The organism is Serratia sp. H1w (genome assembly GCF_000633355.1).
Taxonomy (GTDB): domain Bacteria; phylum Pseudomonadota; class Gammaproteobacteria; order Enterobacterales; family Enterobacteriaceae; genus Chania.
The window spans coordinates 1-23,712 of sequence record NZ_AYMQ01000106.1; the positions used below are offsets into that span (position 1 = coordinate 1).

Sequence of the window (23,712 nt, forward strand, 5' to 3'; positions counted from 1 at the left end):
CTAAATAGCTGCGCGGAATAGTAGATCACTTTAAGGGAACTCAGCCCGGATTGTGCGATCTGATCAATCGCCAAATCAAAACAAATCACCAACCGGACTGAGCGATGCCGATCATAGCACCAATACCCCGTGACGAACGACGTCTGATGCAGAAAGCTATCCATAAAACGCGCGATAAAAATCATGCCCGCAGACTCACGGCCATGCTGATGCTTCATCGGGGTGAACGGGTCAGCGATGTCGCCAGAACACTCTGTTGTGCCCGTTCATCCGTTGGGCGCTGGATTAACTGGTTTACGCACTCAGGTATTAGAGGCCTGAAATCCTTACCCGCAGGACGCTCCCGACGCTGGCCTTTCGAGCATATCTGCACCTTGTTACGTGAACTGATAAAACATTCTCCCGGTGATTTTGGTTATCAACGCTCACGCTGGAGCACCGAATTACTGACGATAAAAATCAATGAGATAACCGGGTGCCAGTTGCATGCCGGTACTGTGCGTCGCTGGCTGCCCTCTGCCGGGCTGGTATGGCGCAGGGCCGCACCAACGTTACGCATCCGTGACCCGCATAAGGATGAAAAAATGGCTGCAATCCATAAAGCACTGGGCGAATGCAGCGCAGAACATCCGGTATTTTATGAGGATGAAGTGGATATCCATCTCAACCCAAAAATCGGCGCAGACTGGCAACTTCGCGGACAGCAAAAGCGAGTGGTTACGCCGGGCCAGAATGAGAAATACTATCTTGCCGGAGCCTTACACAGCGGCACAGGAAAAGTCAGTTACGTGGGTGGCAACAGCAAAAGTTCAGCGCTGTTTATCAGCCTACTGAAGCACCTCAAAGCCACATACCGACGGGCAAAAACCATCACGCTCATCGTGGATAACTACATTATCCATAAAAGCCGTGAAACGCTGCTCTGGCTGAAATCCAACCCGAAGTTCAGCATCATTTATCAGCCGGTTTACTCGCCGTGGGTGAACCACGTTGAGCGGTTATGGCAGGCGCTTCATGACACAATAACCCGTAACCATCAGTGCCGCTCAATGTGGCAGTTACTGAAAAAGGTCCGCCATTTTATGGAAACCGCCAGCCCATTCCCAGGAAGAAAACATGGGCAGGCAAAAGTGTAGCGGTATTAGGCGCAGCTATTTAGCCGGATTACTAGAAATTGCAGACAATGAGTTCATTAGCATAAAGAATCAAATTGAGCTTCATAAAAACAAAGTCAACTCTAAATTTAATTCAGGCGAACAGGACCTTCTCATCGATCAATTCTCACTATCTAAGTACTTCGACAAAAGCAAACAGCTACACTCATTAGAAAAAGCTATGATTGAAGAGTCAGGAGTTTCCTTCACCCCAACAATCACTGGCAGAGACATGGCCGTCACCCTTAAGGGCCTCCAATTTTTCCAAATTAAAAAAATAAGTGAATTAGACGATTTTATTACACAGAACCATTCTTTAGGTGTCGCTCGAACAAAAGCCTTCGCCGATACATTTGCAGAATACACATTAAGATCACCGATTCCACGCGAGTATGTTATTCTATATTTATTGCATGCCGTAATTGCCATGAAAGACGATAGAAAAATCGAAGAAAGCTTTAGCAAGGAAGTAATGACACACGTCCCTGAAGGTGAGTCAGAGATGTTTTTCTTACATATCAGAGAAGCAATTAAGAAATAAAATCAAGTAGCCAATGCCACCATAATTTTAAGTGGCATTAAGAACCCCTTGTTACAAGAATGACTACATTTAAAATTCAATTATATGCGAAAGTATTTCTTTTTCCACCTTATCACGTTCAACCCTATTAAAACCTAATAGCTTACGTCTTTCATATTGTACGTCCTTACTATAACGCGTTGGCCGGTCTCGTAAGCCATCCTGATGCACGCGCGCCATGCGCTGCACGCGCCCGACAAACTCGACCAACGCATCATCATTACTGCCTTTGGCTTTCATGTAGCGATTGGTGCGCAGCTTGGCGAACATCGCCCGCTTAACTCGACCTTTCTTGCCACGTATAGGCTGACGCTTACGACTGGCATACGGGGTGCCGTCGGGTGCCAGCTGGCGCTTGATGCGCTGCTGTTGGCTGGCACGTAGCTGCTTGGCAATCTCGGCGGCCATCTTGCGACGGCTGGCCGGTGACAGACTAGCAATCAGCGCAGCCAGCTTGTCATCAAAGGGTTTAAGCTCACTCATTCCATTCGCTCACTAGCTCGCCTTGGATGTAGAGTTGCATCGGGCGAACCACCGGCACCGGCGGGGGTGGTTCCGGGGCGTGAGAAACATGCAGCGCCCGGTCAACCTCTTTGACAATCGTGCGTTCGGTCAGGCGCAGGCTGATACTCACGTCAAGGCTTTCGTTATTGTTGATGTCGGCGATGTAGGTAAATCCCTGCTTCTTGCCCTCATCGGTGGTCATGATATCGGGCTGATTTTCCCGTAGCCACGCCCCCACCGGCACCAGCAGCAAATCCAGGTCGCCGGTGAAATCCGTCACCACCACGTTGAGGATATAGCGGTTTTCGAACGACAGCGACGCCGTCAGGGTGGCCCCAATTGACCCACTGTCGATAAAGATACGCAGCATTTCCGGGTTGGCTTTCAATACTGGCACCGCATCATTCAGCGCTTTGCGCAAGCTTTTCGGCTTCAACATCTAATTTCTCCTGACACTGTTTCACGACCTCAACTTGCTGCGCGCAACTCACCAAGGCGCGCTCAAGCTGGCGAACATCTTCACTCAGCGCCCCATTAGTGGTCGGGCTGCTTTCCGGTATCGGGCAACTGCTGATTTTCGGACAGCCAGCGTAGATAATCGTCGGGGTTGGTAAAGGCGGGTCGACGGTGCAGCCTGACAACATCGTCAGGCAGAGGAGAAAAATACCAGCGGCGCAAGTTTTCATTTTCATTGAGTAGCCTCGTTATGGTTTGGCTGCGGCGGTTGGCCAGTGCTTCGGCGGCGTCACGCTGTTCGCGTAAAAGCACTTGCGCACGCTCGTTACTGCGGGCGCGACCTTGCAACTCTGTGAGCACCTGCTGTGAGGCTTGCAGGTCTTTTTTCTGCTGGCCGATAGTCTTGGTTGCGTCGGACAGTGAGCGAGTCAACTCGCGGTTTTCCCGCCCCACCCACCACACCGCCACGACGGCCAACACCAGCAAAGTAATCAATGTTTTCATTGCGCCCCCGTCATGCACAGCGTGCGCTCACTGGCACGGCGGTTTATCAGTCCTTGGGACTTCACCCCGTTGACATACACCCAGCGAGGAAGCTGATTGCACGCCTGCGGCCACTGCTGCTGATTGATAAAGTGCGCCAATGTGGACTTGCACGCGGCCCCGGTGCCGACGTTAAAGGCAAAACTGACCACCGCGTCATAAACCGGCGGCGGCATGGCCACCGGCATACACCGCGCGAGCCGTCGCTCAACCTGCATAACATCCGCCACCAGATTGATAGCGGTGTCGCGCTCGCTGATGGCGTTCCCCGGCTTAACCCCGGCAGTGTGGCCAATGCCGCTTGTCCACACCCCGGCACTGCACTGATAGGGGCTTAGGCGACACCCTTCCAGGTTGGCAATCAGCTCCAGCCCGGCCAAGGAGGTACGCAACTGCGAAAAGTCAGGCAGCAATACGGCCAGCAGCAACACCGCCGCCACACTGCAACGCTTAACGATTGAGGACATCGATAACCTCCTTTTGAACTCCGGCACGCTTGAGTAACAGGTAGCTTTTGCGACGGTAATACCAGTTGATAGCAAAGGTGCCCACACCCACAGTGGCACCCACAATCAGCGCAATATCCTGCGCGGAATACTTACCCACCCAGGCCAGCATCACGGCCACGGCATAGGCAAAAAACGAGGTGATTTTCTCCATGCTTAATCCCATAGCTGAACGGTTTCGGTTGCCGGGGCAGTGGCCATCACCGGCAGCGTGACGACGGTGCCGTGGGGCAGAATGACACCCACCTCGGCTAACCCCGGATTGGCCAGCAGCACCGACTCAACCACACCCTCGGTGCGGCCATAGTGCTGCTGGCAAAGGGCGTCAAGGGTGTCACCCTGTTGCGCGATAACCTCCATCAGAGCTGCCCGATAATACAGCGTGATTTACCTTGCAACCGGGCTACCGCCCAGCGCATATCCCGCCAGTGCTCATCAATCGATGCCTCGACGTCATCAGCCTTTTTATCCCCCTTGGCACTGGCGTCCACACTGCGGTAACGCTCATACAGGACCGCCGTGGCCATGGCGCAGACCGCGCTCAGATAGTGAAAACACTTCTCACTTTCTCCGTCGAGGCGCTCGCCGGGCACATCTTCCAGGCGCTTAAATCCGGCGGCCACCTGCTGTTCACGGTACAGATACAACTCGGCATTGGTCTCCGCAATGCCGCTTTGAATGGCACGACGCAGGCGTTGTGGCGTGACGGTATGCTCCAGGCGCATCAGTTCACGCACGCGCTTCGGGTCTACGTCGGGGAAAAAGAAGGTGTTTTTTATCACCGCCTCCGCCACATCCGGTGGAGGGATAATGGCCGTCAGCACGTTGGGCGGCGCAACGGGGTTATTCATAATCACTGTTGTCATGACGACCTCAAAAATAGGGGGCGGTGGACGATGGCATTGATAAGCTCAAAGGCAGTCGCGGCCATCGTGCCGCCCAGCGCGGGGCGCATTCAGTTAACCGGCGATTTTTTTCGCCTTGGTTGGTGGGCGTCCGCGCTTTGCCGGGGTGGCGGCAGTCTTTCGCGGGCGCGCAGTTGTTCTTTTGGCTGCGGGGGCCGGTTTAGGCTTGAGCACACTCTCGCACCGTTGGATCTCTTTTTTCACCCCGGCGGCCTTGTCCTTGCGCATCGCGGTGTTGAGGTGCTCTAACGCTTGCGCAAAGTCACCCGCCTCACTGAGCATCAAGCCAATCACCTTGTGCAACTTGGCGCGCACCTCCTCGGGCATATCGGCATCACCGACCAACTCCAGCGTGGCCAGCAGGTCGCTGATGGCCACCGGCGTCCCCGCCTTGCGGCAGCGTTCGGCGGACAGCGCCACATCTTCAACCAGCAAATAGGGTGCCGGGCGCTTGTTGTTTGGGGTGGCAAGCCGGTGTTGCAACGCATAGGGTGCAATCACCAGCGCGCCGGGGATATCGTCGGCATCGAGCCGCCACTGCATGACGGTCATCAGGATGTCATCCTGTGCGCCACGCCCTTCGGCCAGCACGCCAGCCACCCAGGGCGCATAGGCAGGCAGCATGGCCCGCTTGTGCTCGGCTTTCCTTTCGACGGAGTAGATTTGTTTTAACTTTGCGCGGTCTGCGGCCAGCTTAACGAGCATTTGCTCGTAGGCGTTGGCATGGCGCAGCGGGCTATCTACCCGCTGCGCAGCCTCCATGGCCGAGACCCGCATCATGTGACGCTGTGCGGGACTCGTCATGGTTTATGCCTTATCGTCTGCGGGTTTATCGCTGGTTGCTGCGGGCTGTGCAGCCCCTTTTACCGCTGACACGATGGCGTCAGCCAGCGCACCAATATCAGTACCAGGGGACGTTTCCATTGCGCTAAATGCAGCCGCTTTTGGCGCAACCGGGGCCAGCAGTTCGATATTTTCAATCAGGCAACCGAAGGCGTAATCCTCAACCACATAGTCGATATTCATCGACTCGTAGTTTTCCACGCGGTCACGCTTGGCGTTCTCTTCAATGTGACGGCGATGGCTCTCATCCATGAAGTAGATAGAGAGGTTTTCCAGGCTGGTGACAAAAACGGCATTGGCAGGGAAGAATGGCACGCGTACCGCAGGTAAGTTACCGATGCGCTTCTGGCTGACAATCACGTCGGCGGCCATGGCTTCGGTGTTTGTCTGCTCCTGGTTAACAATCGGGAAATACTTATCCGCCAGCAGTTGACGGCCACAAATGACAACAAGGTCAGGCGACTCCTGATGCCACGGCGCGATTAAGTTATTGGTCGCATCCATCACCAGCGCATCCAGGTTGGCATAGTCGCCGCCCTTACCGATGCGGATGACATTGGACACCGTGCCATCTTCGGCGGTCACTTTGCTCATCACGCGCGCTGGCGCTTCGTCGCGGTACTTTTGCAACCAACCCACGGCCAAATCTTGCAGCAGTGGATATTTAACGCGGTTAGACGTTGGCGCACGCTTAACGCCATTGAACCCTGCCATGATGAAATCCAGCGCCTGACGCTTCACGATGGCATCACGAATACGCAATTGGAAATCCTGATAGCGCGCCCAGAGGTCAAGCTGCTTGTAGCGCAGATGGAAATCGAAGTTGACCTGATGGCACTCGTAACCTTTCGACTCCAGCGCGGTGAAATCAGCCGTCTGACGCTCCTCTCCGCCGTCAGTATCCGTGGTACTGGCAACCGAACTGCCCACCCCCACACCAACCTTTTCCCCCTTCGACTCATCAACCGGTACAAAGTTAATGCGGGTCAGGAAATCGGAAGTTTCCTGCGTAGTGTTCATCAGCGTTTGCGTGACCGACGGCTCTACGCTGAACTTGTTGGAGACATCACCGACATCGATGCCATTGAGCTTGGCCACTTGCAGCAAATAGGCGTTAAATTTAAAGCGAGTCTGTTTTTTCATTGGTGTTTCCTAAGTCAATAAACGGGGGTAACTACAGGAGGCGCACTGCGCCCCGGTCAGACGGTTAGCAGTTGGTCAGCAGGCTATCCCCGCCATCACCACCGGTGGCCGCCGGGCGGCTCGTCTGGCTAAAACTCTCGGTGTTGTCGAGGGTAGTTCTTAGCTCAGCAAACTGCTGCTGGCCCTCTTTTGCTGCGGCTTTTAGCTCGGTAATTTCCTGCTCCAGTGCAGTGAAGCGCTGCGCGGTGCTTTCGCCATTGGCTTGCACCTGCTCCACCACCGCCGTGACGGCCTCATGCACATCACCGAAACGCGCGTCATCGCTCTCCTGCTTGCGGCTGAACATGCCTTTTACCTTTTCGCTCAGGCTAGATAAGAGGGTGTCGGGCACTTCTTCAAACTCCAGCTCAACCGGCGTGGCCACCGAGAACAGGTCGCCCGCTTCGGCCTTGCGGCCCGCGAGGGGGTTGGTTTTAGCGCGGGAACAGAATTCAAGGTATTCGGTGCCCAGGCTGGCCGGGTCATCGGTGACCGCCAGACCGACGAGGTAGGATTTACCGGTATTGGCGAAGTTCGGGCGGATTTCCATGGAGGTATAAACCTTCTGGCCCGCCTTCACCATCGCGACCAGCTCGGCGGTGGGGGTCAGTTTGGCGAACAGCGCCCGCTTACCGTTGAGCATGGTGTCGTCGTCAATCTGTTCGTATTTAAGCTCGACCACATCGCCCAGGCGTTTGAAGTCGCCGTTAGGAAACAGTCCTTTGAAGTGCTCCAGATTGATGCGGCAACCGTAGACGCGGGTGTCGAACGTCTCGGCCATATCCTGGATGTCATTGCCGTCAATGTCGCGGCCATCGCAGGTGTCGCCTTCAACGCCAACGCGAAACCATTTAGATACTTTTTTTGCCATGGGTCACAGTCCTGTATAGGGGGTTGTTGTCGGGGCTAGTTTCCCGGTCAAACACTCACGCGACCAGCGATGGCCGACGGACTACCCCTGACACAACAGCACCTTAGCGCGCCGCCGCTGCCGGTTGCGTAGCCTTGCCCTCGTTACCACCACGAGGGCAAAGCATGCACATTCAGACCGACACCACACTCCTGAGCGACCCACGCCGACAAGCCTCCTTGCTTTACTGGCAAGGGTTTTCCGTTAAGCAGATCGCGGAAATGCTCAACCAAAAGGCACCTACAGTGCAGAGCTGGAAGCAGCGTGAAAAATGGGACGCGATTGCGCCGATTTCCCGCGTGGAAACCAGCCTGGAAGCGCGGATTATTCAGCTCATTTTGAAGGGCAAAAAGGAAGGCAGTGACTACAAAGAGATTGACCTGTTAGGCCGCCAGATTGAGCGCCTTGCGCGGGTTAATCGCTACATGGCCACCGGCAGTGAGGCCGACCTCAACCCCAACGTGGCCAACCGCAACAAAGGGGAACGCAAGAAGCCGAAAAAGAACCTTTTCAGCGAGGAGGCGATTGCCAAGCTGGAACAGGTATTCTTTGATGATTCGTTCGACTATCAGCTCGGCTGGCACAAGGCCGGGCTAACGCACCGTATCCGCAACATCCTGAAATCGCGCCAGATTGGCGCAACGTTTTATTTCGCCCGCGAGTCACTGCTGCGCGCCCTGAAAACCGGCCACAATCAGGTGTTCCTCTCGGCAAGCAAGACACAGGCGTATGTGTTTCGTGAGTACATTATTCAGTTTGCCCAGATGGTTGATATTGAACTGAGCGGCGACCCGATTGTGCTCGGTAATAACGGCGCAAAGCTGATTTTCTTGGGCACCAATTCCAACACCGCGCAGAGCCATAACGGCGACCTACTGGTCGATGAGATTTTCTGGATACCAAATTTCCAAAAGCTGCGCAAAGTCGCCTCCGGTATGGCCTCGCAAAAGCACCTACGGTCAACCTACTTTTCTACCCCGTCCACCCTAGGGCATGGAGCTTTCCCATTCTGGTCGGGCGAACTGTTCAACAAAGGCCGAAAAAGCACTAAAGAGCATGTAGAGATCGATATCAGCCACAGCGCGCTAGCGGCGGGAAAACTCTGTGGTGACGGCCAATGGCGGCAGATTGTGACTATTGAGGATGCGCTCGCCGGGGGCTGTGATTTATTCGACCTGGACATGCTGAAACAGGAAAACAGCGCTGACGATTTCCGCAACCTGTTTATGTGCGAATTCGTGGACGATAAAGCCTCGGTGTTCCCGTTTGAGGAACTGCAGGGCTGCATGGTCGACAGCCTGGAGGAGTGGACTGATGTTAACCCTTATGCGGCGCACCCCTTCGGTGACCGCCCGGTGTGGGTCGGTTACGACCCCGCGCACACCGGTGACAGTGCCGGGTGTGTGGTACTGGCTCCGCCAATGGCCGCAGGTGGTAAATTTCGCATCCTGGAGCACCACCAATGGAAAGGCATGGACTTTGCCACCCAGGCGGCATCCATTGAAGCGCTGACCAAAAAATACCACGTGGAATATATCGGCATTGATGCCACCGGTATTGGCCAGGGCGTTTTCCAGCTTGTCAGGGTGTTCTACCCTGCAGCGAGGGAAATTCGCTACAGCCCCGAAATAAAGACCGCCATGGTGCTGAAAGCCAAGGACACCATTGGCAGTGGCCGCCTGGAATACGACATCGCGCACACCGATATTACAAGGTCATTTATGTCCATTCGCAAGACCATGACCGCCAGCGGGCGCAGCATCACTTACGACGCCAGCCGCAGCAAAGAAGCCAGCCACGCCGACGTCGCGTGGGCAGCCATGCACGCCCTGTTAAACGAACCACTCACCGCCGCCAATGGCCAACCATCCCGGTCTATCCTGGAGTTCAACCGATGAGCAAGCGCAGCCGCCGCAACAAAAAGGTCACCGCAACCACCACGCAGCCCGCCCAAGCTACGCAGGCGTTTACTTTTGGCGAGCCGTCACCGGTACTGGATCGCCGCGACATTCTGGATTACACCGAGTGCGTCGGGAACGGCAAGTGGATAGAGCCACCAATCAGCTTTTCCGGGCTGGCGAAAACCTTTCGCGCTGCCGTGCATCACAGCTCACCGATTTACGTAAAGCGTAACATTTTGGTCAGCACCTACATCCCACACCCGCTGTTATCTCAGCAGGATTTTAGTCGCTTTGCACTGGATCACTTGGTGTTCGGTAACGCCTTTTTGGAACAGCGATTAAGTGTCAGCGGCAAACTGCTAAAGCTCGTCACCTCCCCGGCCAAATACACCCGGCGCGGCGTAGAGCATGGCGTTTACTGGTTTGTGCAATCCTTTACCGAGCCGCACAGCTTTGCCCCAGACAGTGTTTTTCACCTGCTGGAGCCGGACATTAACCAGGAGCTTTACGGGATGCCGGAATACCTGAGCGCGCTTAACTCGGCATGGCTGAATGAGTCCGCCACCCTGTTCCGCCGCAAGTATTATCAGAACGGGGCGCACGCCGGTTACATCATGTATGTGACCGACGCAGCCCAAAGCACTACCGACGTGGATGCGCTGCGCGAGGCGATGAGTAATTCAAAGGGATTGGGTAATTTCAAGAACCTGTTTTTCTATGCGCCGAACGGAAAGCCTGACGGCATTAAAATCGTGCCGCTCAGTGAGGTGGCCACCAAAGATGATTTCTTTAACATCAAGAAAGTCAGCGCGGCTGACCTGATGGACGCCCACCGCATCCCCTATCAACTGATGGGGGGCAAGCCGGAAAACGTGGGGTCCGTTGGCGACGTCGAGAAGGCGGCCAAGGTGTTTGTACGCAACGAGCTGACGCCGCTCCAAGAGCGCATCAAGGAAGTTAATGACTGGCTTGGCGTTGAAGTCATCCGGTTTAAAAAATACACCCTCGACGACAACAACGAGTAACACCACAGCCGCCAATCCAGGCGGCTTTTTTAAACCCACGCTGTAACGCTCTCAGACGCCCGCCACGGCGCGTAGACCCTCACCCTGCCCCAGATTTAACCTCAAAAATTCAACGCCACCACAGCGCGGGAAATCAATTGTTTTTTGAAAATAAAATTCAATCTGCGCGCAATGCTATCCCCACCACGCCTGCCCGCTTCATGGGTCGCTTTTAATGCAGTTGCATTAGCTCGCCCAAGTTACGCCAATGCTGGCGTTGTGATAGATCAGCTGCGAACTTCATTGCTTTCAAAATCATGCACGTGAATGCAAAAAAAAACCGCCTTCAAGAGGCGGCTTTAGCAGCTTTAACTAAGCTCTACATTCAACCAAAAGGTAAACTAATGGGCGTTCTGCTGTTCCGTTTTTCTTAGCAACAAAGGCAGAGACCTTATGTTTTGCAATTTTTCGCTTCAGTTCCATACATAACACTTTGTTTATATAGCCTAGCTTCCCACTATCATGTATGACTGCTATTGCATGAGGATCAAACGGGTTATCTGTTTCTGGTACAAGTTCAACCAAGTCCCCAACCATTACTTTAGATAAATCAAGCCCTTCCTGATAACGAGTTCCGGCCACTTCAAAAAGTAGTTCCCCTTCGCCATTAAAAATCACTGGATCGGGTACTAAACAAAAACCATCGCCTGGTGACTTAGCCCCTGTATATCCAAGCAGTGCAAAATCAGACCCTTCGAAAGGATATGGAAGTAAATGTTGGGCCAAATACTCAGCAAAATCTTTTCTTTTGCGTGGAGGTAAACGACGAACAAACGGGTCAAGCACGTTGTTCGTATGCTCTTCACTTTTCAGGCTAAATGCTGGATGTCCTGCAAAGCCTTTCTCTTGTGCTTTAACATAATCATCTGAATGAAAATGGTATGTAAAGACGTAAGCACCATCTTGTTGTCGATCAATCTGACCAACAACATAACGAGTGCCGCCTGTAGTTGGCTGCCATGTCAGAAGCAACCGTGTAGGTTCCATTATTCTGCTTATAGTACGCATATTTAGAATCAGTGATAACCTTAAGTATCTACGCCTCAATAAACGAATCGTCCAATCCGCTCGTTCACGTGTGAACGGCACATCGGTCCTAATCTCGCAAAGTGAATCTATCTTGTTAACTAGTTCCTGAAAATCGAATGTAAATTTCTGGGCTAAGTGCGCTTTTGACTGTTCATCAAGAGCCAAATCTTGTATAGAAAATATATGACCTAATCGTTCGCGTGTGTCACTCCGATTCTTCCGTAAATGATGGCAGCCACGCTGTATGTAGTCATCAAGCTTTTGATGTGTCCATCCTCTGATTTTCTCGATGTATCTCTCATGCCCAAGACTGGTCCCATTATCGAAAAACGGAGCAAGATACCCTTTAACCTTAGGGGGGGAGTCTCCCAATGCAGCTTCAGGTATAAAGACAAACCCCCAGTTCTCCTGATGTCGATCGCTATTGCCAATGAATGCATCAAAAAGCAGCATATCGTAAAGCCATATCGCCCAATCTGTAGATATCACGCTACGAATACTAAAAGCTCTACAAATTAAGCGTAGATCATCAAGGTTATGGTGTCTTCCTGAAGTATCATCAAAATCCTTTATGAGCACATGAAAAAAATCAGAAGCATGAACAAAGAGCTGGCTGTTTTGATCGTAAAACCACTCAAGTAAAGCCCCGTACTCATATACACCGCTTCCTATCTCTCTTCGGGCTGGTAACGCTTTAGGAACATGTACCCCCATAGCATTACCGACGATATAAGCAACAGTTTCCATCCAGTATTGGTCAGGAAAAGCTTCCCTCGAGAGCTTAAAAAGGTAAGGCCACTCAGGCTTTATCCCTTCAGGTGCATCTCTCGGTGACCATAGCATTTTTTTATCCCTCGCCCCTCTAGGAAAAATGCCATGCTCGTCGTCTTTGCGCCAGCTTGTTACATCTATTAATTTGATATCCATATCTTTCCGATTACCCGGCTAATGCGCGAAAAGCAGCACTCACGTAAGCCACTTGGAATTTCGCATCTCTAAGAGCGTGATGAGCATCAGTAGCGTTAAGGGAAAAATTTGCCCTAACATCAACATTCTTGAGGCACTTAGCCAGTTCAACGATGGTCCGTACATCCCGGTCATTACGAAATCGCCACGGAAGTTTTTGGGCATGTTTACGGTAAACTGCTGCTAAGATAGCGTTATCAAAGCTGGCCCCATTCCCCCACACCTGCACATCATCGTTACTACAACCTTGTACAAACAGAGAGAAATCCTGTATGGCCTCATGCAAGTCAACAGCAGATGGATCATTAAAAACAGCCCTTGCTGAATCACTTTGTGCCATCCACCATTGTAAAGTTCTTGGTTCTACGAGCGAATTTTCCAATGCGGATGATATCGTTATAACCCTATAAAACTCATCTCCGCACTCGCCAGTAAGAGGTTCAAAGAACACGGCTCCAATTGAAATCAAAGGAGCTTCTGTAGACACTCCTAAGGTTTCTATGTCAAGCATTATGTTGTTCATTTTATCCTCCACCCAAAACACAGTTCGGGGAAACGTAAGTTGTTGAAATAACGAACCAAGTATTTACTACATTCTATACTAAAATATTCGAATTCCAAAACTCCAGCTTTTGCAAGCCGTTACAGCTTTTCAAGCTAGAAATACTGTATACACATACAGTATCATAGTTGAGATATAATTCAAGTGAAACTATTAAAGCTTACCCAGTCATTTAAAGACGGATAAACGAATTTTTTCGTGCTGTAAGTGACAGTTGCGCCTCGAGCCAGCGCCCTCAGCTCCCACAGTTCGGCGGTGATACCATCCTGTGCCAACTCAAACCGGATTTTAGGAATCCGGTCACGTTCCGCTGACGTCAGGCGGGCTGATGGGGCATCAACTCGCGATTTATTGCGGTTTTTTACGTGCTGCTGGCCGCTGGCCTTTGGTGATTGCCTCCTCACGGCGTCCTTGAGCACCTTGGCGACGTCCGGGTCATTCCAACTAACATCCCCGCCCTCAATCAAATTCATCACCGCTGTGACGTACTCAGGCGGCGTAACAGTCAATACTGGCTCCGGTTCTCGCTCATCCTCCCCACAGTTATTGACAGGACTCCGAGGCGCGCCAGAGGCGCTTTTTAAGGTCAAGAGATCCAAACCATCAACGTCAACGGCCTTGCGAACAATACGCCATTCTGTTGTACGGGTTTCAAATACATGACCACGGCCAAGGTGCGGCGCGAAGATGCCGACCACCTTTTGCACCTCCTCATCGTAGGCATTCGGCTCATCTGCCACTTTGCGTGCTACACGCACGGTCTGAACGTCACGCGGCACGTTTGCCCCACCCTGCCCAGCGATGTAGGCCGCAAAGTCACCCGCAGACGCCGCAGCGCGAACAGCCTCAACGCGCTCGTCAAAGCTCTCGGCCAAACTAATCCAGCGGAGGCAGTTGGCACGGCACTCACGATATGCGCCCATGGTAGGAACGCCGATGGATTTGAATTGAGGGATACGCCACGTAGACGCCCAGGAGGTCACCGCAGCAGCCATGTCTCGCAAAGGTTTGCCAGTGTCATGGTCAATCTCGCCATCCAGCGCATAGCCGTCGATATTCTTGGCAATGTATTTAGCGATGTAACCCGCAGCGCCGCCTTTATTCAGGTGCTTGCAGTCAAAGCGGTTTTTGGCAGCACCACGCTCGCCAGCATCCTCTTTCATGGCGTACCGACGCATGATGTCGATAACATCCTGACGCTGCTGGCGCTCGCAAAACAGCATCATATGCCAGTGCGGCGTACCGTCGTGATGTGGCTCAACAACGCGCATACCGTAAACACTCAAGCCGTAGTCCTTAAACGCGGTGCGCATCTTGCTCCAGATGCCGACAAGATAGCGCTGGCCATCCTTTGGTGAGAAAGCCTCTAAATCCCAATTGTGGTTAAACTGAACCTGGGGGTTATCTTTCTTACCGACAACGCGCGTCGGGTGGTATTTGGAAGGCGTGGTAAGGGTGATAAACATGCCTGCATGTTTCTGGCCGGCAGCATACTTTTCTATCCCCGCAATGGTGTTCATCAGTTCCATGCGACGGATTTCCGGGTTAGAAATGCTCGCCATCACTTTATCAATCAGGTCTAGGCGCTCACCGGTTTCGACGTTCTCTAAGTCGCACCCTTTCAGGTATTCCATATTGGCCAGTCGCCGCGCCTGCACATCCCTGATGGCCTGCTTGCTGGCGTATGGGTATTTGTTGCGGTTGACCTCACCGGCAGCTATCAGCAACGCCTCGCGCCAGCGCGTGCGCAGTGCTTTCAACTGACGTTCCCACCACTCGGAGTTAACCAGCCGTGACAAGCTGTCAATCGCTGAGGCGGCATCAAGCGCACCTTTGCGATATTTGCGCCAGTGCATCGGGGTAACATTAAAAGCGCGGGCCATATTGCCGACATGGCCATAAAAATCAGCCTGCACGCTGTCGCTGATTAACCCGGTGTTATCGCCGCCATTGGCTTCGATAAACTCCTCGCAATAACGCTCATAGTTCTGCATTAACTGCCCGGAGATGCGGTCAGCAAAGCGCCGTAACTCTTTATCATCCATACCCGGCAGGCGCGCATAATTGTCCACCTCAGCCATAAAACATGGCGACGCGTTGGTATTCATGGCGTTTTTAGCGTTAACGATTTCAATGCGTGGCCAGATGCGGCGCTCAAATTGGAGCACTAGCCATTTATTGGCATCGTGTATCCCCTTCTCTTTCAGCAGGTAAGCATGGCGCGACAGGAAAATCGCACCGAGGAAATGCGGCAGAGAGTGGATATTGCGTAAAACAGCTTGCCCCTGAGCGTGCTGCTCACGGGTAAGCGGTTTCTCTTTGCCAATGGCTTGTTTGGGTGCATTCCATGGGTAAACACCGACAAACGGCTCGCCGGTGTTGCCTGGAAACGGTAATGGTGGGGTCGGGGCGATGCGGCCCCGATTGCTATTACTCACTCGCACACACCAGCGTAAACGCTACTGCATACCGCCTTGTCATGCATTCCCGCTATCAGGTCAAACTGGCGACCTCCGCGAGTTGTTAAAGCCCAGTCGCGATAGGTGTTAATACCGTGAGAATCAACAGTGATGCACTCTATACGTCGCTCTGATTTCTTCGGGTCTTGCGTCGAAGGGAAGAAGGTAGAATTTTGACGACGCGAACAAGCAGCAACAATGCGCTCCCAGCGTGCGATACGCTCTATTTCTTCCGGCCACCGCAAAAAGATTTCTGAGAGTTCAGCCTTATTAACATTGATGCAGGGCATGCAGCCAACCCTGCCACACCCTTGCAGGTATAAAGGGTTAGGCTTAATCCCGTGAGATTTAGCCAGCGCAAAAACATCAGCATGCTTCCAATCCAAGATTGGGCGATACACATTAAGCCCTGGCGTTTCATCAGCATCAGTTACCCACATTGACAGCGCTGCGCGTTCCCTGGACTCTTCGGCCCGAACCCCCTGCCAGCTTATAACCTCGTCATACTCCTCCAATAAAGGGCTGACCACCTGGTCGCGAATTGGAATATGTTTTAGCTCAAAAGTACAAAAACGAACTTTTGTTGATGGAAAACGCCCCTTCCACATACACAAATCAAGGAAGGGAACTCCTGTAGGCTTAAGGGTATCCAGTGCCATTTTGATAATATCGGCAGCTTGCTCATCCGTATAACCGCACTCCGAAACCAATGTGATAGGCCAGCGCTCTGCGATGAACTTACGCTTACCCTCAATGCGCTTAGTGAAGTCCGCTTTTACACGTCGAATTGCCCCCAGCTTACTCTCCAGGTAATCCAGGTATTCCATCGTCACCGGGTGCTCATTGCCGGTGTCCGCAAACACTGGCAGAACTTCAACCCCCGCATCGCGAGCCAGCAACCATTGGGCTAAGCTGTCCTTACCGCCAGAAACGGAAAGCACGCTAATCGCATCTTGGTCGAGCACGCGCGAATCAATGAACGCCGTTCCCGCTGGATAACAGATAACTTTCATTACCTGCCCCCTCCCTGCGCCTTGAAATCTTCCTGGCACAGCAGGCCAATGCGCTCAACCTCGGCGGCCAGCTCAGCAAAATTGGCGACATCTGAATCACGGATGCCCTGATGAATCAGGCCCGAAACTAATTGAGGGATAGTCGGGTAATAGCCAATAGCGTCGAGCCATTCTTTACCCACGTCCTTGCCGCTTTTAACCGTCTTTCTGCGGTTAAGTATGAATTGGAATGTATCACTGGTAATCACCCAGTTTTTATCTATTCTAATTTCCATGTTATTTCCTTAGTCGTAATTCTGGGCTTCTGGTCTGCGCGCAAATTCTGAATCACTCAAATCAGCCGCAATAAAATGACCTACTAGCAACACCAGTAGGCCGAATAAAATAGACAGCCCTGTCATGAATTCCCTGCATATTTTTGCGCGCGTGCTTCGTGGTCGAACTTCTCGGACTCTATGCGGAGCAGTTCGATAATCTCAACGCTAGACAGGCCATTAACTGCCGCGTGGGTTGCCATGCGGTCTAGGTGTGACGAGAAACTTGTTGCAGCGTCGGCCCTGGCCTCGTTGCGGGCGTTTTTCAACATCCATTCGCGTGACTCATTGTCAGCCTTATTACGCATTTCTTGGCCAACGGTTTTATACATGTGCATATAAACCTCCAGATAATAGAATGCCCGACGCAGTTAAGCGCCTTTTAAAAGAGCTGGAATTAATTAATGTAAATATTGCTCGGGCTTGACTGCCGTTAATATCATTGGTGTACGTTCGAAGAGGCTGAATAATTCACGGAGCGCCTTTAGCAATGCCTCGCGCCACGCACAACCTTTATCATCCATACGCCAGTGTGGCTCATTAAATTCAGCCTCGGTTAATCCGGCATGGAAAAATAATGTACGTCGAGTGCTAATCGTCAAGCGACCAATAAAGCGGGATGGACTAACACCTTGCTTACGATATTTAGCGAAAGCGCTACGCAATTCACCAATGGCGCATACAACGCGCTGGCGGTCGCCTTCATTCATTTCTCCCAAGCTCAACACAGCATGACGCTGTTTAAGTTGTGCATGGAAACAGATGGTCAGGCGCTCACGCTCCATCATTCCACGATAGTAATCACAGGTCTCGCGCCAACGCGGCTCGGCCAAGTGCTTACCGATAAGACCGCGCAACCCGACGGGCTGATTTCGAACGATTTCAGTAGTTATGACTGTCATTTGAACTCCCTCCGTAAAACGGATTTGATTGCAGGAAGCCAGCGGCCAGCGCGACGGGGGCGGATGATAATGCCCTTGCGTCCTTTGCCGTGGGTGATAGTGGTATCAAGTGAGCGTGCCGCCTGATGGTTCCAGAGCAGCGGCGCAATAGAGATAGGCTGTTGCATAGTCATTACCTCGCTTAGCGAACTGGTGAAGAGGGTTCACCTAGTCCGAGCCACTGCAACCAACCGTCGCGGATTTCTTTCGGGCGACTCTCGAAAGCCAATTTCATCCCCTCATTCCATGCAGGAAGATAAACCCAGTATTCAGCTCGCGCTGTTGGCGTCTCAGGTGTGCGCATCTCCACAACTGGCAGCTTGTTTTTATCAATCATGCCCTTCACTGCCTCGGGAGTTTTGCCGATGACCTTTGCAAACTCTTGATAGGGCAGTACGTCAGAAAGCCTTACTACTTGCTTTTCCATCTGGTAACCTCTCCGATTGTAGTAATCAGTTGCTTATAGGGGTCTACAGTCACCTATAGTGCTTTTTATACTACCAATGACAATTAATTACTACGATTTGCAAATAATCTTGCAAAGGGAGTCCCATGTCAATAGACATAGCAGAGAAGTTAAAGCTGATGAGAGAGTCAGAAAGGTTGAACAGAAAGGAATTCAGTGAGTTAACAGGTGTTCCTTATAGTTCGCTATCCAGTTATGAAACGAGGTCTAAAGGGATGGGTTTAGATGCCGCGATGAAAATCCTGAGCCATCCCCGGTTCGAAAAATACACATTGTGGTTTATGAGTGACCGAATCTCCCCCGAATCCGGACAGATTGCTCCGGCACTCGCACACTTTGGGCAAGACGCAACAAACTCGCAGCACTCAGACCAAAAGACTGGTTAAACATTCACTTAACTTATTTATTCAATAAATTTCGTGTAGAAACTTGTTACATACATGAAGGTAAAATCTTCCACGGAGGGCTTCGCGATGGCGATTAAGAAGCTCGAAGATGGTCGATATGAAGTGGACATTAGGCCGAACGGGCGCAACGGAAAGCGTATCCGCCGGAAATTTGATAAGAAGCACGAAGCGCTATCTTTTGAGAAGTACACAATGGTCAATCATCACGATAAGGAGTGGCTGGCCAAACCTTCAGATAAAAGACCCTTATCTGAGCTGATTAAATTATGGTGGAATTTTCACGGCAAAAACGGCGAGCACGGGCAGTCTTGCTTAAGGAAACTTGAGCGCATTGCGAGAATGATGGGCGACCCTGCTACATTTCAGATAAACAAAGCTCGCATCACAGCTTATCGCTCAGAGCGGCTGGCGGAAAATGTTAAGGCATCCAGCATTAACCGCGAGATGACAGCGATAAGCGGCATGTTTACCGACCTTATTGACTCAGGCCTATATTGCGGTGAGCACCCTATTCGAGGCAGTGGAAAACTCAAGGAAGCCAACACAGAGATGACCTACCTTTCGCGCGATGAGATAAGCACGCTACTTCTGTCCTTGGAAGGAGATAACCGCAGCGTTGCCATCCTATGCCTGAACACAGGCGCGCGCTGGGGAGAGGCGATAAAGCTTAAAGCAGAACATGTCATTCATAACAGGGTGACATTTGTGCAGACAAAAAATGGCAAACGTCGCAGCGTTCCAATCTCTCAGGAAGTCTCTGACGAAATCCTTTCGAAAGAATCCGGATTACTTTTCCCTGGAGCTTCATACACCAACTTTCGGGAGGTGCTAAAAATGACGAAACCCAACTTGCCACACGGCCAAGCATCCCATTCATTACGCCATACTTTTGCTACTCATTTTATGATGAATGGGGGGAACATCATCACGCTCCAGCGGATACTTGGACACTCACGAATAGAACAGACAATGACTTACGCACACTTTTCGCCCGACTTCCTACAGGACGCAATTTCCTATAATCCACTGCGAGGAAAAACCCATGCCTAACGTCCACACAGCGACCACACTTGGGTGGTTTACCGGTGGCTACAATGGCCTTAAGAACTGCATATCTCACTGTTCTATATCGAAAACCTTGATATAAGGGGTAAGAAAAAGGCCGCTTGCGCGGCCTTTTTGGCGTTGTGTAACTTACTCTTTCGGGCTGGCGTTCTCCACCCGGCTTTTCAGTTTCTGTCCCGGACGGAAAGTGACCACGCGGCGCGCCGTAATCGGAATGTCCTCACCGGTTTTCGGGTTGCGTCCCGGACGTTGGTTCTTGTCTCGCAAATCAAAATTGCCAAAACCAGACAGCTTGACCTGTTCCCCATTCTCCAGAGCCCGACGGACCTCTTCAAAGAACAGTTCTACCAGGTCTTTGGCATCCCGTTTGCTAAGCCCTAGCTTCTCAAACAGGTGTTCTGACATTTCAGCTTTAGTAAGCGCCATAGGTTCAATCCCTCAAGGATGCTTGGAATCGCTGTTTTAGAGCCTCTACACATTTTGCAACGGTAGCGGCAATCTCCTCTTCTTCCAGTGTACGGGCGGTATCCTGCAATACCAGACTGATAGCCAGGCTCTTATAACCCTCAGCTACGCCCTTGCCACGGTACACATCAAACAAGTTTACGCCAACTACCTGATTTGCGCCAACTTTCTTACACTCTGCCAAAATATCTTCTGCGGCGACGTTTTCAGCCACTACAACGGCGATATCGCGGCGGTTTGCAGGGAAGCGAGAAACCTCACGGGCCTGAGGCACGGCGCGGCTTGCGACCTTGTTCCACTCCAATTCAAATACCACAGTTCGGCCGTTAAGATCCAGTTTACGTTCAAGTTCTGGGTGCACAACACCGATGAAACCGACACGTTCGCCGTGTAAATAAATGGCCGCACTCTGCCCTGGATGCAGGGCTGGATTGGATTCTGCCTTGAACTGAATTTCGGATAATTTACCGGTCAGCTCCAGAACCGACTCCAGATCCCCTTTCAAATCATAGAAGTCCACCGGCTTTCTTGCCAGATCCCAATGCTCATCATGGGTATGCCCGGCAATCACGCCAGCCAGCATGACATCCTGACGGATCCCCAGATTCGCCGCAGTATCAGGCACAAAGCGCAGTCCGCTCTCAAACAGGCGCACACGCGTTTGTTGGCGATTCTGGTTATAAACCACCGCCGACAGCAGGCCAGTCCACAGTGACAGACGCATGGCAGACATCTCTACCGAAATAGGGCTTGGCAGGATCAGCGCTTCTTCACCTGGGTGCAACAATGCCTGTACTTTCGGATCGACAAAACTGTAAGTAATTGCTTCCTGATAGCCATGATCGACCAACATGGTCTTCACACGCTTCAGCGTCAGGTCGGCTTCGCGGTGTTTGGTCATCACCAGATCGGCGCGCACTGGCACATCCGGGATGTTGTTGTAGCCATAAACGCGGGCCACTTCTTCCACCAGATCTTCTTCGATCTCCATATCGAAACGCCAGCTCGGCGCGATCGCCAGCCAGTTATCGCCCTGCTCGGTGACCTGGCAACCCAGACGGCGCAGAATATCGCTCACCTGCTCACTTGGGACCACATGACCAATCAGACGGTCCAGCTTTTCACGGCGCAGCGCAATAGTGGCACGCTTCGGTAAGGTGCTTTCATCGCTCACGTCAATGATTGGGCCAGCCTGACCACCGCAGATCTCGATCAGCAGGCGTGTGGCACGCTCCATCGCTTTATGTTGCAGTGCCGGGTCTACGCCACGCTCGTAACGATGTGAGGCGTCGGTGTGCAGGCCATGACGGCGAGCGCGGCCAGTAATCGACAGCGGGCTGAAGAAGGCGCACTCCAGCAGCACATCCTGGGTTTCGTCATTCACACCGGAATGCTCACCACCAAAGATACCGCCCATTGCCAGCGCTTTTTGCTCATCGGCGATCACCAGGGTATCCGCCTGCAATTTGGCTTCGTTGCCATCCAGCAGGCGCAGGGTTTCACCTTGATGAGCCATACGCACCACGATGCCGCCCTCAATGCGATTGAGGTCAAAGGCGTGCATTGGCTGGCCCAGCTCCATCAGCACGTAGTTGGTCACATCGACTACGGCATCAATCGAGCGAATACCGGCGCGGCGCAGTTTCTCACGCATCCACAGCGGTGAAGGTGCCTTCACGTTGATGCCTTTCACTACGCGGCCAAGGTAACGTGGACAGGCTTGTGGAGCCTCTACGCGGATTGGCAGCGTATCGGTAATGGTGGCAGCTACCGGGCTCATATCCGGCTCGGTGAGCGGCAGTTGGTTCAGCACGGCAACGTCGCGTGCTACGCCAATGATACCCAGGCAGTCGGCACGGTTCGGCGTGACGCTGATTTCGATCGCGCTATCGTTCAGTTGCAGATAGTCGCGGATATCGGTGCCGATCGGCGCATCTTGCGGCAGCTCGATGATGCCGTCATGATCGTCGGAAATCGCCAGTTCGGAGAACGAACACAGCATGCCTTCGGAAGGCTCGCCACGCAGCTTGGCGGCTTTGATTTTGAAATCACCCGGCAGCACCGCACCAACGGTAGCGACGGCCACTTTCAGGCCAGCACGACAGTTTGGCGCACCGCAGACGATGTCTAACAGGCGTTCACCGCCCACGTCCACTTTGGTAACGCGCAGTTTGTCGGCGTTCGGGTGCTGACCGCACTCCACCACGTGGCCCACGACCACGCCGTTGAACACGCCAGCCACCGGCTCAACGCCATCGACTTCCAGGCCAGCCATGGTGATTTGATCGGATAATGCTTCGCTGCTGATGGCCGGGTTTACCCACTCGCGCAACCAGAGTTCACTGAATTTCATGTGATATTCCCGCCTTACTTAAACTGTTTGAGGAAACGCAGATCGTTTTCGAAGAACGCACGCAGGTCGGTGACGCCATAACGCAACATCGTCAGACGCTCCATACCCATACCGAAGGCAAAACCGGAATAGATTTCCGGATCGATGCCCACGTTGCGCAGTACGTTCGGGTGCACCATGCCGCAACCCAACACTTCCAGCCACTTGCCGTTCTTGCCCATCACGTCTACTTCGGCAGAAGGTTCAGTGAACGGGAAATAGGAAGGACGGAAACGCACCTGCAGGTCTTCTTCAAAGAAGTTGTTCAGGAAATCGTGCAGCGTCCCTTTCAGATTGGTGAAACTGATGTCTTTATCGACAATCAGCCCTTCCATCTGGTGGAACATCGGGGTGTGCGTCTGATCGTAGTCGTTACGATACACGCGGCCCGGCGCGATGATGCGGATCGGTGGCTGCTGGTTCTTCATGGTACGGATCTGCACGCCCGAGGTCTGGGTACGCAGCAGACGCGTCGCATCAAACCAGAAGGTGTCATGATCGGCGCGCGCCGGGTGGTGCCCAGGGATATTCAGCGCATCGAAGTTATGATAGTCGTCTTCGATTTCCGGGCCGGTTTCTACCGAGAAGCCCAACTCACCAAAGAAGGTTTCAATACGATCGATGGTGCGGGTGACCGGGTGCAGGCCACCGTTCTCCAGGCGACGCCCCGGCAGCGAGACATCGATGGTCTCTGCCGCCAGGCGGGCGTTCAGTACCGCAGACTCCAACGCGTTCTTGCGCGCGTTCAGCGCATCCTGAACTTCCTGTTTTGCCTGGTTGATCACCGCCCCGGCTGCCGGGCGATCTTCCGCTGGCACTTCACGCAGGGACTGCATCTGTAAGGTGAAATGACCTTTCTTGCCAAAATATTCGACGCGTACCAAATCCAACGCGGCAACATCTTGGGCATCGTCTACGGCTGCCTTGGCGTTGGCAACCAGCTCTGCGAGATGTGACATTGCTTTCCTCTTCCTCTGGCCCTATGGCCCGCTAAGTAATTATTGTGAATTATTCGAACACACCTGGCGCTCATCCCCACAGCCCTCATTGGCGATGAGCGGAAACAAAAAAGCCTCCACTTGGGA

At 52.6% G+C, this 23,712-nt stretch carries 28 protein-coding genes, 1 pseudogene and 1 other annotated feature (1 of these 30 only partly in view); of the genes and pseudogenes, 6 read left to right on the plus strand and 23 right to left on the minus strand.

Translation table 11 applies throughout. The features are described 5' to 3' along the window. Positions 1 to 104 precede the first annotated feature (104 nt). Both U869_RS0123015 and U869_RS0123020 read left to right on the plus strand, forming a co-directional pair. Positions 105 to 1,136: an IS630 family transposase gene (locus tag U869_RS0123015; RefSeq protein WP_029987593.1), complete on the plus strand. Its 1,032-nt coding sequence runs from the start codon at positions 105 to 107 to the stop codon at positions 1,134 to 1,136. Further along, positions 1,117 to 1,695 (plus strand): hypothetical protein, encoded by a 579-nt coding sequence (locus tag U869_RS0123020; protein WP_025124003.1) that lies wholly within the window; start codon positions 1,117 to 1,119, stop codon positions 1,693 to 1,695. Before U869_RS0123015 ends, U869_RS0123020 begins: the two co-directional genes overlap by 20 nt. A 69-nt stretch (positions 1,696 to 1,764) precedes the next feature. Here U869_RS0123020 and U869_RS0123025 read toward each other — a convergent pair whose 3' ends face one another. The 11 genes from U869_RS0123025 to U869_RS0123070 form a co-directional block, all read right to left on the minus strand. Continuing rightward, positions 1,765 to 2,217, minus strand: coding sequence for a phage virion morphogenesis protein (locus U869_RS0123025; protein WP_025121256.1), 453 nt, complete (start codon positions 2,215 to 2,217; stop codon positions 1,765 to 1,767). Next, complete coding sequence (locus tag U869_RS0123030) at positions 2,210 to 2,677, minus strand: phage tail protein (protein ID WP_025121255.1); 468 nt, start codon at positions 2,675 to 2,677, stop codon at positions 2,210 to 2,212. Before U869_RS0123030 ends, U869_RS0123025 begins: the two co-directional genes overlap by 8 nt. Continuing rightward, the gene (lysC, locus tag U869_RS32620) at positions 2,640 to 2,882 is read right to left on the minus strand and encodes an Rz1-like lysis system protein LysC (RefSeq protein ID WP_232785388.1); all 243 of its coding nucleotides are present in this window, start codon (positions 2,880 to 2,882) and stop codon (positions 2,640 to 2,642) included. The genes U869_RS0123030 and lysC overlap by 38 nt, the downstream gene beginning before the upstream one ends. Then, positions 2,773 to 3,198 carry an Rz-like lysis system protein LysB gene (gene lysB, locus U869_RS0123035; protein ID WP_025121254.1) on the minus strand — a complete coding sequence of 142 codons (426 nt, stop codon included), beginning with the start codon at positions 3,196 to 3,198 and terminating at the stop codon, positions 2,773 to 2,775. Before lysB ends, lysC begins: the two co-directional genes overlap by 110 nt. Then, positions 3,195 to 3,704 (minus strand): lysozyme, encoded by a 510-nt coding sequence (locus U869_RS0123040; protein ID WP_025121253.1) that lies wholly within the window; start codon positions 3,702 to 3,704, stop codon positions 3,195 to 3,197. The genes lysB and U869_RS0123040 overlap by 4 nt, the downstream gene beginning before the upstream one ends. Then, on the minus strand, positions 3,688 to 3,897 hold the full coding sequence (locus U869_RS0123045; protein WP_021178175.1) for an HP1 family phage holin: 210 nt from the start codon (positions 3,895 to 3,897) through the stop codon (positions 3,688 to 3,690). Before U869_RS0123045 ends, U869_RS0123040 begins: the two co-directional genes overlap by 17 nt. A gap of 2 nt (positions 3,898 to 3,899) precedes the next feature. Next, on the minus strand, positions 3,900 to 4,103 hold the full coding sequence (locus tag U869_RS0123050) for a tail protein X (RefSeq protein ID WP_025121252.1): 204 nt from the start codon (positions 4,101 to 4,103) through the stop codon (positions 3,900 to 3,902). Next, positions 4,103 to 4,609 carry a head completion/stabilization protein gene (locus U869_RS0123055; RefSeq protein WP_025121251.1) on the minus strand — a complete coding sequence of 169 codons (507 nt, stop codon included), beginning with the start codon at positions 4,607 to 4,609 and terminating at the stop codon, positions 4,103 to 4,105. Before U869_RS0123055 ends, U869_RS0123050 begins: the two co-directional genes overlap by 1 nt. A gap of 93 nt (positions 4,610 to 4,702) precedes the next feature. Next, positions 4,703 to 5,452 (minus strand): phage terminase small subunit, encoded by a 750-nt coding sequence (gene gpM / locus U869_RS0123060; RefSeq protein WP_025121250.1) that lies wholly within the window; start codon positions 5,450 to 5,452, stop codon positions 4,703 to 4,705. Positions 5,453 to 5,455: 3 nt separating this feature from the next. Then, on the minus strand, positions 5,456 to 6,634 hold the full coding sequence (locus U869_RS0123065) for a phage major capsid protein, P2 family (protein ID WP_025121249.1): 1,179 nt from the start codon (positions 6,632 to 6,634) through the stop codon (positions 5,456 to 5,458). Positions 6,635 to 6,698: 64 nt separating this feature from the next. Next, positions 6,699 to 7,544 carry a GPO family capsid scaffolding protein gene (locus U869_RS0123070; protein ID WP_025121248.1) on the minus strand — a complete coding sequence of 282 codons (846 nt, stop codon included), beginning with the start codon at positions 7,542 to 7,544 and terminating at the stop codon, positions 6,699 to 6,701. A gap of 164 nt (positions 7,545 to 7,708) precedes the next feature. Between U869_RS0123070 and U869_RS0123075 the strand changes: the two genes are divergently transcribed. Next, positions 7,709 to 9,481, plus strand: a complete 1,773-nt coding sequence (locus tag U869_RS0123075) for a terminase ATPase subunit family protein (protein WP_029987654.1) — start codon at positions 7,709 to 7,711, stop codon at positions 9,479 to 9,481. Beyond that, on the plus strand, positions 9,478 to 10,509 hold the full coding sequence (locus U869_RS0123080; RefSeq protein WP_025121243.1) for a phage portal protein: 1,032 nt from the start codon (positions 9,478 to 9,480) through the stop codon (positions 10,507 to 10,509). Before U869_RS0123075 ends, U869_RS0123080 begins: the two co-directional genes overlap by 4 nt. A gap of 351 nt (positions 10,510 to 10,860) precedes the next feature. Here U869_RS0123080 and U869_RS0123085 read toward each other — a convergent pair whose 3' ends face one another. The 9 genes from U869_RS0123085 to U869_RS0123125 all read right to left on the minus strand — a co-directional run bounded on the left by U869_RS0123085 (position 10,861) and on the right by U869_RS0123125 (position 18,259). Further along, complete coding sequence (locus tag U869_RS0123085) at positions 10,861 to 12,504, minus strand: HIRAN domain-containing protein (RefSeq protein ID WP_232785389.1); 1,644 nt, start codon at positions 12,502 to 12,504, stop codon at positions 10,861 to 10,863. Positions 12,505 to 12,514: 10 nt separating this feature from the next. Further along, entirely contained in the window at positions 12,515 to 13,066 is a 552-nt protein-coding gene (locus U869_RS0123090; protein WP_025121241.1) for a 3'-5' exonuclease, read from the minus strand. A 179-nt stretch (positions 13,067 to 13,245) separates the two neighbouring features. After that, a complete protein-coding gene (locus U869_RS0123095) occupies positions 13,246 to 15,543 on the minus strand; it encodes a replication endonuclease (RefSeq protein ID WP_025121240.1) in 2,298 nt (765 codons plus the stop codon). Then, a complete protein-coding gene (locus U869_RS0123100) occupies positions 15,540 to 16,577 on the minus strand; it encodes a phosphoadenosine phosphosulfate reductase family protein (RefSeq protein WP_051588664.1) in 1,038 nt (345 codons plus the stop codon). The genes U869_RS0123095 and U869_RS0123100 overlap by 4 nt, the downstream gene beginning before the upstream one ends. Further along, positions 16,577 to 16,852: a DUF5405 family protein gene (locus U869_RS0123105; RefSeq protein WP_025121238.1), complete on the minus strand. Its 276-nt coding sequence runs from the start codon at positions 16,850 to 16,852 to the stop codon at positions 16,577 to 16,579. The genes U869_RS0123100 and U869_RS0123105 overlap by 1 nt, the downstream gene beginning before the upstream one ends. A gap of 122 nt (positions 16,853 to 16,974) precedes the next feature. Further along, positions 16,975 to 17,229 (minus strand): DUF2732 family protein, encoded by a 255-nt coding sequence (locus U869_RS0123110; protein WP_029987652.1) that lies wholly within the window; start codon positions 17,227 to 17,229, stop codon positions 16,975 to 16,977. Between the two features lie 63 nt (positions 17,230 to 17,292). Further along, positions 17,293 to 17,793, minus strand: coding sequence for a hypothetical protein (locus U869_RS0123115; protein ID WP_025121236.1), 501 nt, complete (start codon positions 17,791 to 17,793; stop codon positions 17,293 to 17,295). Further along, positions 17,790 to 17,960 carry a hypothetical protein gene (locus U869_RS32430; protein ID WP_198530687.1) on the minus strand — a complete coding sequence of 57 codons (171 nt, stop codon included), beginning with the start codon at positions 17,958 to 17,960 and terminating at the stop codon, positions 17,790 to 17,792. Before U869_RS32430 ends, U869_RS0123115 begins: the two co-directional genes overlap by 4 nt. Before the next feature lie 14 nt (positions 17,961 to 17,974). Further along, complete coding sequence (locus U869_RS0123125) at positions 17,975 to 18,259, minus strand: Cox family DNA-binding protein (RefSeq protein ID WP_025121235.1); 285 nt, start codon at positions 18,257 to 18,259, stop codon at positions 17,975 to 17,977. Between the two features lie 125 nt (positions 18,260 to 18,384). Here U869_RS0123125 and U869_RS0123130 point away from each other — a divergent pair, with 125 nt between their 5' ends. Continuing rightward, positions 18,385 to 18,684 carry a helix-turn-helix transcriptional regulator gene (locus U869_RS0123130; protein WP_025121234.1) on the plus strand — a complete coding sequence of 100 codons (300 nt, stop codon included), beginning with the start codon at positions 18,385 to 18,387 and terminating at the stop codon, positions 18,682 to 18,684. Positions 18,685 to 18,771: 87 nt separating this feature from the next. Then, positions 18,772 to 19,852, plus strand: a pseudogene (locus tag U869_RS0123135) (tyrosine-type recombinase/integrase). A 47-nt stretch (positions 19,853 to 19,899) separates the two neighbouring features. On the opposite strand, the gene ihfA reads toward U869_RS0123135, so the two are convergent. The 3 genes from ihfA to pheS are packed head-to-tail and all read right to left on the minus strand — an operon-like array spanning position 19,900 to position 23,586. Then, on the minus strand, positions 19,900 to 20,196 hold the full coding sequence (gene ihfA / locus U869_RS0123140; protein WP_004943604.1) for an integration host factor subunit alpha: 297 nt from the start codon (positions 20,194 to 20,196) through the stop codon (positions 19,900 to 19,902). A 4-nt stretch (positions 20,197 to 20,200) separates the two neighbouring features. Continuing rightward, positions 20,201 to 22,588 (minus strand): phenylalanine--tRNA ligase subunit beta, encoded by a 2,388-nt coding sequence (gene pheT, locus U869_RS0123145; protein ID WP_025121232.1) that lies wholly within the window; start codon positions 22,586 to 22,588, stop codon positions 20,201 to 20,203. 14 nt (positions 22,589 to 22,602) lie between these two features. Further along, a complete protein-coding gene (gene pheS, locus U869_RS0123150) occupies positions 22,603 to 23,586 on the minus strand; it encodes a phenylalanine--tRNA ligase subunit alpha (RefSeq protein ID WP_025121231.1) in 984 nt (327 codons plus the stop codon). A 103-nt stretch (positions 23,587 to 23,689) separates the two neighbouring features. After that, positions 23,690 to 23,712: a sequence feature (Phe leader region), on the minus strand; it runs 102 nt beyond the window's last position.